The sequence below is a fragment of the Saccharopolyspora thermophila genome, from assembly GCF_014646075.1.
Taxonomy (GTDB): domain Bacteria; phylum Actinomycetota; class Actinomycetes; order Mycobacteriales; family Pseudonocardiaceae; genus Saccharopolyspora; species Saccharopolyspora thermophila.
In genome coordinates this window covers 1-13,357 of the sequence record NZ_BMMT01000004.1, presented here as the reverse complement: position 1 = coordinate 13,357, position 13,357 = coordinate 1, and the positions used below count along the sequence as shown (strand labels likewise).

The window sequence follows — 13,357 nt, the reverse complement described above, 5'->3', positions numbered from 1 at the left end:
CGGCGGGTCAGGCGGACTTCTCCCGACGCTCGCGGCGAGTGGCCTGGCGGGCGACGATCGTCGGGTTGACGTTCTCACGGACGGTCTGCTCGGTGATGACGACCTTCGCGACATCCGACCGGCTCGGGATGTCGTACATCACCGGCAACAGCACCTCCTCCAGGATCGCCCGCAACCCCCGGGCACCCGTGCCCCGCAGGATCGCCTGATCCGCGATCGCCTCCAGCGCCGTCCTGGTGAACTCCAGCTCCACGTTGTCCATCTCGAACAACCGCTTGTACTGCTTCACCAGCGCGTTCCGCGGCTCGGTCAGGATCCGCACCAACGACGGCTTGTCCAGGTTCGTCACGCTCGCCACCGTCGGCAACCGACCGATGAACTCCGGGATCAACCCGAACTTGATCAGATCCTCCGGCATCACGTCCGCGAAGTGATCCGTCGTGTCGATCTCCCGCTTCGACCGCAGCTCGGCACCGAAACCGACGCTGTGCTTGCCCACGCGGTCCTCGACGATCTTCTCCAGTCCCGCGAACGCCCCCGCCACGATGAAAAGCACGTTCGTCGTGTCGATCTGGATGAACTCCTGGTGCGGATGCTTGCGCCCACCCTGCGGCGGCACGCTCGCCGTCGTGCCTTCCAGGATCTTCAGCAACGCCTGCTGCACACCCTCACCCGACACATCCCGGGTGATCGACGGGTTCTCGCTCTTACGAGCGATCTTGTCCACCTCGTCGATGTAGATGATCCCGGTCTCGGCGCGCTTGACGTCGTAGTCCGCAGCCTGGATCAGCTTCAGCAGGATGTTCTCCACATCCTCGCCCACATACCCCGCCTCGGTCAGCGCCGTGGCATCCGCGATCGCGAACGGCACATTCAACATCTTGGCCAGGGTCTGCGCGAGATACGTCTTCCCGCACCCCGTCGGACCCAGCATCAGGATGTTGGACTTCGCCAGCTCCACCGGCTCCTCGCCCCGGCTCTCCCGGCGCTCGCTGGCCTGGATGCGCTTGTAGTGGTTGTAGACCGCGACCGAGAGGTTGCGCTTTGCGGCGTCCTGTCCGATGACGTACTGGTCGAGGAACTCGTGGATCTCCGCCGGCTTGGGCAGCTCGTCGAGCTTGACGTCGCCCGCCTCGGCGAGCTCCTCCTCGATGATCTCGTTACAGAGATCGATGCACTCATCGCAGATGTACACGCCGGGGCCGGCGATGAGTTTCTTCACCTGCTTCTGGCTCTTCCCGCAGAAGGAGCACTTCAGCAGGTCGCCGCCGTCACCGATACGTGCCATGACCGCTGACCCCGTCCCCTCCGGCGCGCCGTCCGGTAGCGCGCCTGAACGTATGTGCCTCCGACGGTACCTGCCGTTCCCCGGGTTCGGGGAGACTCACAGTGTCCGCCATAGCCGAGCGTGGTGTGACCACCAGCACCGCGTCCGGCGTGTCGCCTTCGGCGACCGAGCGTGGCGCACCGCGCCCGGTCGCCTCACCAGTGCCCTTCCGGAACGCCGCCCGGGGCCGCTGCTGGACGGCCCCGGGCACCGGCGGGCCGGTCAGGACTTCTGCGCCGACAGCTTCCGGTACGGCAGCACCTCATCGATGATGCCGTACTCGACGGCCTGCTCGGCGGTGAGGATCTTGTCCCGGTCGATGTCCTCACGGACCTGCTCCTGGGACCGGCTGGTGTGCTTGGCCAGTGTGGTCTCCAGCAGCTCCCGCATCCGCTGCACCTCGGCGGCCTGGATCTCCAGGTCGGAGACCTGGCCGTAGATGCCCTCCACCGACGGCTGGTGGATCAGGATCCGCGAGTTCGGCAGCGCCAGCCGCTTGCCCTTGGTGCCCGCGGCCAGCAGCACCGCCGCCGCCGAGGCCGCCTGCCCCAGGCAGATGGTGCGAACGTCCGGACGAACGTACTGGATCGTGTCGTAGATGGCCATCAACGCGGTGAAGGAGCCACCGGGCGAGTTGATGTAGATCGAGATTTCGCGGTCCGGGTCGTCGGACTCCAGGAACAGCAGCTGCGCCATCACGTCGTTGGCGGAGGCGTCGTCAACCTGGACGCCGAGGAACACGATGCGTTCCTCGAACAGCTTGTTGTACGGGTTCGACTCCTTGACCCCGTACGCGGTGCGCTCGACGAACGAGGGCAACACGTAGCGGGACTGGAGGGGCTGGAATGAGTTCACGACAGGTGACTCCTCGTAACTAGATCCAGGGCGGATGATCAGCTGCTCGGCAGGTTCGCCGCAGTCGCCACGTGGTCCACGAACCCGTAGTCGCGGGCCTCGCTGGCGGTGAACCACCGGTCACGGTCGAAGTCGGCCATGATGGTCTCCACCGACTTGCCGGTCTGGCCGGCGATCAGCTCCGCCATCTCCTGCTTGTGCCTGGAGAACATCTTGGCCTGGATCGCGATGTCGGCGGCGGTGCCACCGAGCCCCGCCGAAGGCTGGTGCATCATGATCCGCGCGTGCGGCAGGGCGAAGCGCTTGCCCTTGGCACCGGCGGACAGCAGGAACTGCCCCATCGAGGCAGCCATGCCCATCGCCACGGTGACCACGTCGGGCTTGATCAGCTGCATGGTGTCGTAGATGGCCATGCCGGCCGTCACCGAACCACCCGGCGAATTGATGTAGAGCGAAATGTCGCGGTCCGGGTCCTCGGCCGCCAGCAGCAGCAGCTGCGAGCAGATCTGGTTCGAGATCGAGTCCTCGACCTGGGAGCCGAGGACGATGATGCGCTCCCGCAGCAGCCGCTCGTACACCGAGTCGTTGAGCGAGAGTCCGCTCGTGCCCGTCCGCATGGACGGGGACAGCGCGTCGGACGCCGGAACAGTCAGGTGCTGCGTCACGTCTCCCCTGCCTTCTCCCACAACTGGGCCTTTGCTGCACCGGGGCCGCCGACCCGGTCCGCCTCCACAGTGGACCGGGCTTCGGACGAGGTCGGCGACCCCGATGACGTCTGCTTCCCTCTCGGATGATCCGCTACAACCGACCCTAACGAACGTGGGCGGCACCAGCTTCCCAGTACCGCCCACGTTCGCTTAGAGCATGCGTGTTCAGTTGTCGACCGAGAGCCGGATCACTCCGCCTTCGCGGCCTCGGCCGCCTCCGGCGCCGCCTCGCCCTGCTCGGCCTCCTGCGGCCCGAACAGCTCGTCGAGGTCCAGGGTGTTGCCCGACGCGTCCTTCACCGTGGCCTGCCGGACCACCGAGAACAGCGCCTTGCTCCGCCGGACGTCGGCATACAGCGCGCCGAGCTGGCCCGCCTGCTGGGCCTGCTGAATGAACTGGTCGGGGCTCAGCCCGAAGCGCTGGGCCTGGTACATGACCCGCTGGGTGAACTCGTCGTCGGAGACCGAGACGTCCTCGGCGTCGGCGATCGTGTCCAGCAACAGCTGGGTCTTGACCGCCTTCTCCGCGTTGGCGCGGGTCTCGGCGTCGAACTCCTCGCGGGTCCTGCCCTCCTGCTCAAGCCACTCTTCGAAGCGCTTCTCGTCGTGGTCGAACGGGTGCACCGCGTCGTGCTGGCGCGCCTCGATCTCCGCCTCGACGATCTTCTCCGGCAGCGGCACCTCGACGGTCTCCAGCAGTGCGTCCAGGACCTTGTCCCGGGCCTGCATGCCCTGCTGCATCCGCTTGACCCGGCCCAGCCGCTCCCGCAGGTCGGCGGTGAGCTCCTCGATGGTGTCGAACTCGCTGGCGAGCTGGGCGAACTCGTCGTCGGCCTCGGGCAGCTGCCGCTCCTTGACGGAGTTCAGCTTGACCGTGACCTCGGCGTCCTTGCCGGCGTGCTCACCGGCCACCAACTTGGTGGTGAACGTCTTGGTCTCGCCCTCACCGGCGCCGACCAGCGCGTCGTCGATGCCCTCCACGAGCTGGCCGGAGCCGATCTCGTAGGACAGACCGCTGGTCCGGGCGTCCTCGACCTCCTCGCCGTCGACGGTGGCCGACAGGTCAATGCTGACGAAGTCGCCCTGCTGCGCGGGCCGGTCAACGCCGGTCAGGGTGCCGAAGCGGGCGCGCAGCGCGTCGAGCTGCTCGGTCACCTCCTCGTCGGTGACCTCGACGTCGTCCACGCTGACCGACAGCTCGCCGAACGCGGGCACGGTGATCTCGGGGCGGACGTCGACCTCGGCGGTGAACGCGAGTTCCGCGCCGTCCTCGATCTTGGTCACCTCGATGTCGGGGCGACCGAGGGTACGCACCTCACTGCTGTTGACCGCCTCCAGGTACTTGGCCGGGATCGCCTCGTTGACGACCTCGTCGAGCACGGGCCCCCGGCCGATGCGGGCCTCCAGGACCCGCGCCGGGACCTTGCCCGGGCGGAAGCCGGGGATGCGGACCTGCTGGGCCAATGTCTTGTACGCCCGGTCGAAGTTCGGCTTGAGCTCGTCGAACGGCACCTCGACGTTGATCCGGACGCGCGTCGGGCTCAGGTGCTCGACGGTGCTCTTCACGTGGTCTCCTAGTGCGAACGTGCTTGGTTCCCGGCACTGCCAGCGGCGCGGTGCCCGTCACGGTGCCCTTCGCCCACCGAGTGCCACCACGCCCGAGATGCCGGGCTGACCTCCGAGTCTATTGCTTCCCGTGCGGGCCCACGGCCCGGGGTTGCACCTGACGCGCGTTGGGCAGCCTCACCTAACATCAACGGGCCATCCATGCTTCAGTGGAAACGTGCACCACACCGCAGCCGAGGCCGCCGCCTGCGCGGGACTGTCCGAGGCGTACGCCGAGCCGCTGGCCGGCACCGCCGCCGTCGCCGGCAGCTGGCTGTGCCTGGAACAACGCGGCCCGTGGGGCCACAACGCGCTCGTGCAGAGCCACCTGGACCCCGGCATCGGCCGGACGCTGGCCGCGCGGGGCGACGAGCACGGCGTGCGGGTGCAGCTGATCCGGCCACCCGGACGGCACGCCGACACCGCCGCACCGCAGCCTCGGCGGGTCTTCCTCGCGCACACCGGTCCGGACACCGGCTGGCTGCGCAGCGCGGTGCTCACCGACCCGGCCGAACTGCTGGACCTCGACTTCGCGCGGATCGCCGCCGGCCACCACGACGGCTGGGGCGAACCCGTCGCCGAACCGCTGCTGCTGGTGTGCACCAACGGGCGCCGCGACCGCTGCTGCGCGCTCCTTGGCCGCGACCTGCTCACCTCGCTCGCCGGACGGCACGACGGCGTCCTCTGGGAATCGAGCCACACCGGCGGGCACCGCTTCGCCCCCGCCGCGGTGCTGCTGCCCAGCGGCTACACCTACGGGCGGCTCACGCCGCACGCCACCGACGCGGTGCTCTCCGCGGCCGCCGCGGGCAAGGTCATGCTCGAGCACTGCCGCGGCCGCTCCACCTGGACCCGCGCCGGGCAGGCCGCCGAACTCGCCGTCCGCGAGCACATCGGCGAATACCTCGTCGACGCGTTGCGCGTCACCGGCGAGCAGGACGGCGAAGTCGAGATCACCCACCACGACGGACGCCGCTGGCAGGTGGCTGTCCGCCACCGCGAACTCAACCCGCCCCGCCCCAGCAGCTGCGGCAGGGCAGCCGTGCGGCCCACCGCCGTCGAGGTCGTCGGCATCACCGCTCGAGCCGCACCGGGCCCGCCGCCGACCCCAACTCGGTAGGCGTCACCGCCGTGGAGATCCCGTCCGCGGGAGTCGGGATCAACGGCGCGGGCGGCCCGGGAACCCACAACGACACGGCGACCAGCATGGCCATGACGGCGCCGAGCACCGCGCACACCGCCACCGCCGGTGGGTGCACGCGAAACCCGACCACACTCCAACCACGCACGACCGAGGAATCGGAACCCCGCGACCGCCCGTTACCACCCGCCGCGTCCGCCTGCGACGCACGTCACCAGGACAAACCAGCCGCGAACCGGGAAAGAGAACCGGCCGCCCGCCGATGCGGGCGACCGGTCGCAACGTCGGGGTGGCGGGATTTGAACCCACGGCCCCTCGCACCCAAAGCGAGTGCGCTACCAAACTGCGCCACACCCCGTCTGACGTGCGACGCACCCGGAGACCCCCGGTGCGTTGCGAAGAGCCTATCGCGACCCGCTAAGCTATGGCACGCAAGGTCGTCAAACCCGCCCCGGCAGCCGGAACAGGCAGCCGGGAAGGGCGCGGCGAAACCGGCACGCGGGCGTAGCTCAATGGTAGAGCCCCAGTCTTCCAAACTGGCGACGCGGGTTCGATTCCCGTCGCCCGCTCCGGGTCGGGTGGAGGCCGGTGAGAGCGTTCGCTCTCCCGGCCTCCACTCTTCGTCTTCGCCCGAGTACTGCCCAAAGTTGCGAGCTCGTTCGGGTCTGGGGTCCCCGCGCAACGTCACGTCATCGATGCGTTCGGTGGTGGGCGGTCCGGTCGTCGCCGTGCTGGCGGCTTCGTTGCTCCTCGTCGTCCTGGTTGCCCGATTCCTCACCCCTTGGCCGGTTCGGGATGTTCGTGGTCTCGGTGGGAACTGCGGTGGTGTTCCGGTGTGGCGTTTCGGTAATCGGTTGGGTTTGTCGGGGGTATGGGTGAAGCTGGAGACGTCGGGGGTCGCCCTCCTTCCGCTCTTCGACTTGGGGGTCTCGTGCGTGGGCTTGAGTACAAGTGGCTCGTGGGCATCACGTTCGTGCTCGCCCTGATCATGCAGATCCTGGACGTGACGATCCTCAATGTCGCGTTGGCGACGCTGGGGCGGGAGTTCGGCGTCGACGCCGCCGCGCTGCAGTGGGTGCTGACCGGTTACATGATCAGTCTCGCCGTCTTCATCCCGTCGTCCGGGTGGATCGCCGACCGGTACGGCAGCAAGCGGACGTTCCAGCTGGCCGTGGTCATCTTCACACTCGCCTCGGTGCTGTGCGGGGTCTCCGGGTCACTGTGGATGCTTGTCGCGGCCCGGGTGCTGCAGGGGGTCGGCGGCGGAATGCTCGTGCCCGTCGGGCAGGCGATGCTGTACCGCGCCTTCCCACCGCACGAGCGGGCCAAGGCCGGGGCCGTGCTGGCCATCCCGGTCACCATCGCGCCGATGCTCGGGCCGGTGCTCGGCGGGTTCCTCGTCGAATACGCCAGCTGGCGCTGGATCTTCTTCATCAACGTGCCGGTCGGTGCGCTCGCGCTGCTGTGCGCCGTGCTGTTCCTGCGCGAGGAGCCGCGACGCGCCCCCGGCCCGTTCGACCTGCCCGGGTTCGTGCTCGCCGGGGCCGGGTTGGCGACGCTGCTCTACGGACTCGAACAGGGCGCGCAGCTGGGGTGGACCCAGCCCCAGGTGTGGCTCAGCCTGGTCGCCGCCGTCGCGCTCATCAGCGGGCTGATCCGGCGGGAGCTGACCACGCGGGCGCCCATGCTGGACCTGCGGCTGCTCACCGACCGGCTGTTCGGTACCGGCAACCTACTCCTGCTGTGCCAGACCGGAGCGATGTTCGGGATTCTCTTCCTGGTGCCGCTCTACCTGCAGAACCTCCGCGGCGTGCCGGCGTTCACCGCCGGGCTGGTGCTCATGCCGCAGGCCGTGGTCATGCTGCTGACCACCCAGGTGATCAGCCGGGTCTACGGGCGGGTCGGGCCGAAGCGGCTCATCCTGGCCGGGTTCTCGGTGCAGGTGCTCATCGGGGTGGGCCTGCAGTTCCAGGGCACCGACACCTCGTTGTGGTTGCTCGTGCCGTTGCTGGCGGTACAGGGCGTGGCCATGGGGCTGCTGATGACCCCGGTGCAGACCGCCACCTTCGCCCGCATCTCCAGCACGGCCATGGGGCAGGCCACCTCGATGTTCAACGTCAGCCGACAGGTCGCCACCGCGTTCGGCACCGCCGTCGTGGCCACCGTCCTGGTCGCGCTCAGCGGAGCGTCCACAGTGGAGCCCGCTGGTCCGGGGCACGCGCCGTTGTCCGCCTACCACGGTGCTTTCCTGGTCTCGGTGCTGTTCGCTACCGCGGGTCTGCTGCTGGGACTGCGGGTCCGCGACTCCGACGCGGCGGCCAGCCTGGACCGCGCCGCGACCCCGGCGGGTGGGAGCCGGAGCTCCGGGACCGTGAGATAGGTCAAGCTCACCCCGTTCGTCGGTGCCCCGGGGCACTATGTGAAGGGTGACCCACATGCCGCACGCCGATCAGGTCCGCAACCACGCCCGCTGGCGCCCCGGTTGGCACGCCGGACGCACCGGCTACGCGTGGCTGCTGCCGCTGTCCGACCAGCCCGGGCTGCGCAAGCTGGTGAACGACTACCAGTACGCGCTGCGCGACCTGCCGGGCTTCGACCTCGTTCCGCTCGAGTGGATGCACATCCTGGTGCAGGAGATCGGGTTCACCGACGAGGTCGACGAGGACCAGCTCAAGCCGCTGCTGGCGGCGGCCCGCACCCGGTTGTCCACCGTGCTGCCGCTGACGCTGGCCTTCCACCACGCGGTCGTGCTGCCGGAGTCGCTGTCCCTGCCCGCCGAACCCCGGTCGACGGTGCTGGAACTGCGGGCTGCGGTGCGCGAGGCCACCGCCGAGGTGCTGGGCGAGGCGGCGCTGCCGCCCGAACCCGAGGACATCGACAAGCACGTCAGCCTCGCGCACTCGATCACCGACGGGCCCGCGATCTTCGCCATCGCCACGCTCAGCGCCACCCCCGTCGAACCGGTCACGGCCAAGATCCCCGCGCTGTCGCTGGTGAAGCTCACCCGCGACCATTCCAGCTCCGAGTGGGAGACCATCGCGGAAGTGCCGCTCGGCTCCTGACGGCGAGATCCCCTGCCTCGCCCGCCGGACGGGTACCGTCGGAAGCAACCAACCACCCGGGTGGACGCGGGAGGCAGCGGTGTCCACGTCAGTCGTCATCATCGTGGTCGCACTCGTGGTGATCATCGCCGCGATCTGGTGGTCCAGGCAGAAGGCAGTCGCGCACCAGCGGAGCCAGCTGGCGGACGCCAAGGCGGAGGCGCGCCGCTGGGTGGAACGCCTGGGCGGCCAGGTGCTCAACCTGACCGGCACCAACGAGGCCGCCAAGCAGGCCCTGGCCGACGCCGCGGAACGGCACTACTCGGCGGTGTCGCAGCTGGAACGGGCCACCACCGCTGCCCAGGCGCGGATGACCACCGAGTCGGCGCTGGAGGGCCTGTACTACGTGCGCGCGGCGCGCATCGCGATGGACATGGACCCCGGGCCGGAGCTGCCCGAGGTGCCCGGTCAGCGCGGCGCGGGCCGGGTCACCGAGTTCCGCGAGGTCGACGTCGACGGGCGGCAGCAGGCCGCCTCCCCGGAGCCGACCGAACGCACCCCGCACTACTACCCCGGCGGCACCGTCGCGGGGCGTCCGGTACCGCAGGGCTGGTACAGCGAACCGTGGTGGAAGCCCGCGCTGGTCGCCGGTGCCTGGGGCGTGGGCACGTTCCTGCTCACCAGCGCCCTGTTCAGCGGCATGGCCGGAGTGCCTGCCGGAGCCGCCTACGCCGACGGCGACCTGGGCGGTTTCGACGGCGACGCGGGTGGCTTCGACGGCATGGACGCGGGCGGGTTCGACATGGGCGGCTTCTTCTGAGGGGTCCGCCCCACCTTGAGAACACGGGCACGCACCCTCGATCGGCCAGGCCGCAGCTGACACCGTCTGAGGTAACAACACGCCACGAAGGACGGTGACGGACATGCTGACCCAGCCGAAGCTCCCCCGGAGGACACCCGTGGACGCCTGCGACCGCTGCGAGCACGACGCCCGCATCCGGGCGGTCCTGCCGACGGGTGGCGAGCTGCTGTTCTGCAGCGACCACCTACTGGAGCACGTCGACCGGCTCCGCGAACTCGACGTCGACGTGCGCCGGGTCGGTTAGGGCCCGCTCAGTCCTCGGCCTGGCAGGTCGGGCACCAGTAGAGCTTGCGCCCGACCAGGTCCGTCATCGCCACCGGCGTGCCGCACAGCAGGCACGGCATCCCGGCGCGCCGGTAGACGTAGACCTCGCCGCCGTGCCGATCCCGCCGCGGGGCGCGGCCGGTGACCTCCGGCAGGTGTTCGGGCCGGACGGTGTCGATGCGGCCGACGCGCACCCCGTCGGCCATCAGCTCCACCAGGTCCGCCCAGATCAGCTCCCACCGCTCGCGGCCGAGCGCGCGGCCGGGGGTGAGGGGCGGGATGCCGTGCCGGAACAGCACCTCGGCCCGGTAGACGTTGCCCACCCCCGCCAGCACCTTCTGGTCCATCAGCAGCGCGGCGATGCTGGTGCGGGACCGCGAGATCCGCTCCCAGGCGCGGTCCGGTTCGGCGTCGGCGCGCAGCGGGTCCGGCCCCAGCCGCCCGCGCAGCGCCGCCACCTCGGCGTCGGTGAGCAGCTCGCACTTCGTCGGTCCGCGCAGATCGGCCCAGTGCGTGCGGCCGATCACCCGCATCCGCACCTGGCCGCGCGGTTCGGCCAACGGCAGCTCAGCCTCGGTGAACGTCCCGTACAACCCGAGGTGCACGTGCACGATCCGGTCCGGCCCGTAGTGGTGGAACAGGTGCTTGCCGTGGGCCTCGGCCCGCTCGAACACCAAGCCGTCGAGCAGCTCGGCGCTCGCCGCGAAGCGCCCCTGCGGACTGCGCACCCGCACCTCGGTCCCGGCGAACAGGTCACCGTGCAACCGGGCCAACCGGTGCAACGTGTGCCCCTCAGGCATCTACCACCCTTTCACGAGGTGACGGGCGCCTTCGTTCGGTCGATCGAAGGCGCCCTTCACTACGTCACTCGGTTCTGGTGAGCGGCTGGCTAGACGAGGACCCACAGGACGATCGATTCGACCAGGTAGGCCGCCGCGCAGCACAGCGCGATGACCAGGCCGCGCCGGACGGGCCGGTCCGGGTGCCGCAGCAGCAGCCCGGCGACCAGGGCCGCGAGCAGCGCCGCGAGACCGCCGACGATCAGCCACACCCCCACGCCGAGCGTGCAGTCGGGCTGGGGGCACGTCGAGCCGGGTCCGCCGACGAGTGCCGGCGCCAGCGCGCGTTGCGCGGCGAACAGCGCCACGACGCCGACCGCGGTCCCGCCGAGCGCCACGAGAGGCGTCAGGAGTGCCGCGGCCGGTCGTCCCATCCGTCAGTTCCCCGGCAGGGCCGGCGGCTGGCCGGTCTTCTCGAAGTCGCTGAGCAGGTCGATCCGCCGCTGGTGGCGGCCGCCCTCGAACTCGGTGGTGAGGAACGCCTCGACGATCTGCTCGGCTTCCTCGACGGTGTGCATGCGGGCGCCGATCCCGGCCAGCAGCGCGTTGTTGTGCTGGCGGGCGAGCTTCGCCGTCTCGACGCTCCAGGTCAGCGCGGCGCGAGCGCCGGGCACCTTGTTCGCGGCGATCTGCTCGCCGTTGCCCGAGCCACCGAGCACCAGGCCGAGGCTGCCCTCGTCGGCGACGACGCGGCGAGCCGTCTCGATGCAGAACGGCGGGTAGTCGTCCTGGGCGTCGTAGACGGCCGGACCGATGTCGGTCACGTCGTGACCCTTGTCGGTCAGCCACTTGACGAGGTGGTTCTTGAGTTCGAAGCCAGCATGGTCGGAGCCGATGTAGACGCGCACGCGGGCAGTCTGCCAAACGGCCCACCGGCCCCGCACACCCTGGTTAGGCTTAACCCCCGTGACCAGGACGAACGCCGAAGTGAAGACCAGCCGCACCACGCCGGTGCAGCGTGGCAGGGCGCTGGCGGCCGGATGAGCTGGCGGGAGGTCGGGGACGGCGTGTTCGTGCGCCGCTACGGCGAGCTGGACCTGTCGGTCGGGCTCGTGGTGGGGGCCGAGTCGGCGCTGGTGATCGACACTCGCGGGGATCGCGCGCAGGGCGCGGAGCTCGCCGCCGCCGTGCGCCGGGTGACGCCGCTGCCGTGGCAGGTCGTGATCACGCACGGGCACTTCGACCACTGCTTCGGCACCGCCGCCTTCCTGCCCGCGCCGGTGTGGGCCCATGAGCGCTGCCCCGCGCACCTGGCCCGCACCGCGGCTGACCAGCGGGAGCAGTGGGTCCGCCACTACCGCGAGCAGGGGGACGCGGCGACCGCCGAGGCGCTGGCCGCGTCCAGCCCGACCGTGCCGGACCACCTGATTTCCGACGCCGCCGACCTCGACCTCGGCGGGCGGACCGCGCAGCTGCGCCACCTCGGGCCCGGGCACACCGACCACGACGTGGTCGTCGTGGTGCCCGACAGCGGTGCGGTGTTCGCGGGCGACCTGGTCGAGCAGGGGGCTCCGCCGGACTTCGAGGACGCGCACCCGCAACACTGGCCGTCCACACTGGACGCGCTGCTGGCGCTCAACCCGGCGATCGTCGTCCCGGGGCACGGCGATCCGGTCGAACCGGCCTTCGTCCGGACGCAACGAACTGACATCGCCCAGCTCGCGGGGATCTGCCGCGACGTCACCGCCGGCCGGCTGACGACTGCCGAAGCCCTGGCGCGCTCGCCGTACCCGCCCGAGACCACGCGTGCCGCACTGCGCCGCTGACCTGGTCCGTTCGGCGCAACAGGACCTGCCGTTCGGCCGCATTGTCCGCCAACGCGGCACCGAAACCTTATAGCACACGTCATTCTTTGGCGAACAACAAGGTTCCGCCGAAGGAGGCGCCGTGCACGAGGACTTCGGCACCGACATCGGTGCTGCCGAGCGGATGGTCCGTGAGTGGCAGGAGCGTGCCGCCGAAAAGGCGGAGAAGTTCGGCCGCATGCAGCAGCGGATCGAACAGATCTCGGTCACCGAGTCGTCCCGCGACGACGCCATCCAGGTGACCGTCGGCTCGAACGGCATCCTACGGAACCTCCAGCTGTCGGAGAAGGCCGGGAACCGTCCGATGGCGAAGCTCTCCGCGGAGATCATGCGGCTGGTGCAGGCGGCGCAGGCCAAGCTGCCCGACCTGATGGAGCAGGCGGTGGCCGACACCGTCGGCCTGGACGACCCGGCCGCGCAGCACGTGGTGGGCCGGGCCCGCGAGCAGTTTCCGGATCCACCGGAGGACGAGGACGAGCCGCGGCGGCCCGGCTCCGGCGTGCAGGAGATGCGGTTCGGGATCGACGACGACGAGGAACCGCAGCAGCGACCTCGCCCCACCGCGCCGCAGCAGCGGAAGCAACCCCCGGCGCCGCCGCGCCGCCGCGGACCGGACGACTTCGACGACGAGGACTTCAGCAGCGGTTCGTTCCTGCGCTGAGCACCGAGGGGAGCACGCGATGGCCGGCGAGATGAACGTCGTCATCGAGAACCTGCGTTCCCATGCCTCCAAAGTGGACGGTGTGGTGGACCAGTTGAACACCGCGGTGGATGCCGCCCAGCATGTGTCGCTGGACAACGACGCGTACGGGATTCTGTGCCGCCCCTTTGCCTGGATGCTCGACCCGGTGGAGCAGCACGGCATCGAAACCCTGCGCACGGCCGTGCAAGCCATGCGGGAGGTCGCCGACA

Annotated in this window: 15 protein-coding genes and 2 tRNA genes; 9 read left to right on the top strand and 8 right to left on the bottom strand. The window is 70.1% G+C overall.

Features of this window, described 5'->3' with window-relative positions:
- Nucleotides 1-7: 7 nt before the first annotated feature.
- The 4 genes from clpX to tig form a co-directional block, all read right to left on the bottom strand.
- Nucleotides 8-1,288 carry an ATP-dependent Clp protease ATP-binding subunit ClpX gene (clpX, locus tag IEY17_RS07810; protein WP_188986643.1) on the bottom strand — a complete coding sequence of 427 codons (1,281 nt, stop codon included), beginning with the start codon at nucleotides 1,286-1,288 and terminating at the stop codon, nucleotides 8-10.
- 261 nt (nucleotides 1,289-1,549) lie between these two features.
- Nucleotides 1,550-2,182 carry an ATP-dependent Clp protease proteolytic subunit gene (locus tag IEY17_RS07805; RefSeq protein ID WP_188986642.1) on the bottom strand — a complete coding sequence of 211 codons (633 nt, stop codon included), beginning with the start codon at nucleotides 2,180-2,182 and terminating at the stop codon, nucleotides 1,550-1,552.
- A gap of 38 nt (nucleotides 2,183-2,220) precedes the next feature.
- A complete protein-coding gene (locus IEY17_RS07800) occupies nucleotides 2,221-2,799 on the bottom strand; it encodes an ATP-dependent Clp protease proteolytic subunit (protein ID WP_188986861.1) in 579 nt (192 codons plus the stop codon).
- Nucleotides 2,800-3,077: 278 nt separating this feature from the next.
- Nucleotides 3,078-4,454: a trigger factor gene (tig, locus tag IEY17_RS07795; RefSeq protein ID WP_188986641.1), complete on the bottom strand. Its 1,377-nt coding sequence runs from the start codon at nucleotides 4,452-4,454 to the stop codon at nucleotides 3,078-3,080.
- Nucleotides 4,455-4,671: 217 nt separating this feature from the next.
- Between tig and IEY17_RS07790 the strand changes: the two genes are divergently transcribed.
- A complete protein-coding gene (locus tag IEY17_RS07790; RefSeq protein ID WP_188986640.1) occupies nucleotides 4,672-5,613 on the top strand; it encodes a ferredoxin family protein in 942 nt (313 codons plus the stop codon).
- A 305-nt stretch (nucleotides 5,614-5,918) separates the two neighbouring features.
- Here the strand turns inward: IEY17_RS07790 and IEY17_RS07785 are convergent.
- Nucleotides 5,919-5,992 (bottom strand) — tRNA-Pro (locus tag IEY17_RS07785).
- A gap of 140 nt (nucleotides 5,993-6,132) precedes the next feature.
- On the opposite strand from IEY17_RS07785, the gene IEY17_RS07780 reads away from it, so the two are divergent.
- From IEY17_RS07780 to IEY17_RS07760, 5 genes are all read left to right on the top strand, one after another.
- Nucleotides 6,133-6,203, top strand: a tRNA-Gly gene (locus IEY17_RS07780).
- 389 nt (nucleotides 6,204-6,592) lie between these two features.
- Nucleotides 6,593-8,014 carry a DHA2 family efflux MFS transporter permease subunit gene (locus tag IEY17_RS07775; protein ID WP_229679932.1) on the top strand — a complete coding sequence of 474 codons (1,422 nt, stop codon included), beginning with the start codon at nucleotides 6,593-6,595 and terminating at the stop codon, nucleotides 8,012-8,014.
- Nucleotides 8,015-8,069: 55 nt separating this feature from the next.
- The gene (locus tag IEY17_RS07770; protein ID WP_188986638.1) at nucleotides 8,070-8,696 is read left to right on the top strand and encodes a 2'-5' RNA ligase family protein; all 627 of its coding nucleotides are present in this window, start codon (nucleotides 8,070-8,072) and stop codon (nucleotides 8,694-8,696) included.
- Between the two features lie 79 nt (nucleotides 8,697-8,775).
- Nucleotides 8,776-9,495: a hypothetical protein gene (locus IEY17_RS07765; protein ID WP_188986637.1), complete on the top strand. Its 720-nt coding sequence runs from the start codon at nucleotides 8,776-8,778 to the stop codon at nucleotides 9,493-9,495.
- A 103-nt stretch (nucleotides 9,496-9,598) separates the two neighbouring features.
- Nucleotides 9,599-9,781 (top strand): DUF7455 domain-containing protein, encoded by a 183-nt coding sequence (locus IEY17_RS07760; protein ID WP_188986636.1) that lies wholly within the window; start codon nucleotides 9,599-9,601, stop codon nucleotides 9,779-9,781.
- Between the two features lie 7 nt (nucleotides 9,782-9,788).
- Here IEY17_RS07760 and IEY17_RS07755 read toward each other — a convergent pair whose 3' ends face one another.
- The 3 genes from IEY17_RS07755 to IEY17_RS07745 all read right to left on the bottom strand — a co-directional run bounded on the left by IEY17_RS07755 (nucleotide 9,789) and on the right by IEY17_RS07745 (nucleotide 11,488).
- Complete coding sequence (locus tag IEY17_RS07755; protein ID WP_188986635.1) at nucleotides 9,789-10,601, bottom strand: Fpg/Nei family DNA glycosylase; 813 nt, start codon at nucleotides 10,599-10,601, stop codon at nucleotides 9,789-9,791.
- Nucleotides 10,602-10,690: 89 nt separating this feature from the next.
- Nucleotides 10,691-11,014 (bottom strand): hypothetical protein, encoded by a 324-nt coding sequence (locus IEY17_RS07750; RefSeq protein ID WP_188986634.1) that lies wholly within the window; start codon nucleotides 11,012-11,014, stop codon nucleotides 10,691-10,693.
- A gap of 3 nt (nucleotides 11,015-11,017) precedes the next feature.
- A complete protein-coding gene (locus IEY17_RS07745; protein WP_188986633.1) occupies nucleotides 11,018-11,488 on the bottom strand; it encodes a ribose-5-phosphate isomerase in 471 nt (156 codons plus the stop codon).
- A gap of 132 nt (nucleotides 11,489-11,620) precedes the next feature.
- Here IEY17_RS07745 and IEY17_RS07740 point away from each other — a divergent pair, with 132 nt between their 5' ends.
- From IEY17_RS07740 to IEY17_RS07730, 3 genes are all read left to right on the top strand, one after another.
- Nucleotides 11,621-12,406 (top strand): MBL fold metallo-hydrolase, encoded by a 786-nt coding sequence (locus IEY17_RS07740; RefSeq protein WP_188986632.1) that lies wholly within the window; start codon nucleotides 11,621-11,623, stop codon nucleotides 12,404-12,406.
- Nucleotides 12,407-12,527: 121 nt separating this feature from the next.
- The gene (locus IEY17_RS07735) at nucleotides 12,528-13,106 is read left to right on the top strand and encodes a YbaB/EbfC family nucleoid-associated protein (protein WP_188986631.1); all 579 of its coding nucleotides are present in this window, start codon (nucleotides 12,528-12,530) and stop codon (nucleotides 13,104-13,106) included.
- A gap of 19 nt (nucleotides 13,107-13,125) precedes the next feature.
- The coding region (locus IEY17_RS07730; protein WP_188986630.1) for a type VII secretion target at nucleotides 13,126-13,357 on the top strand (232 nt) is incomplete at its 3' end.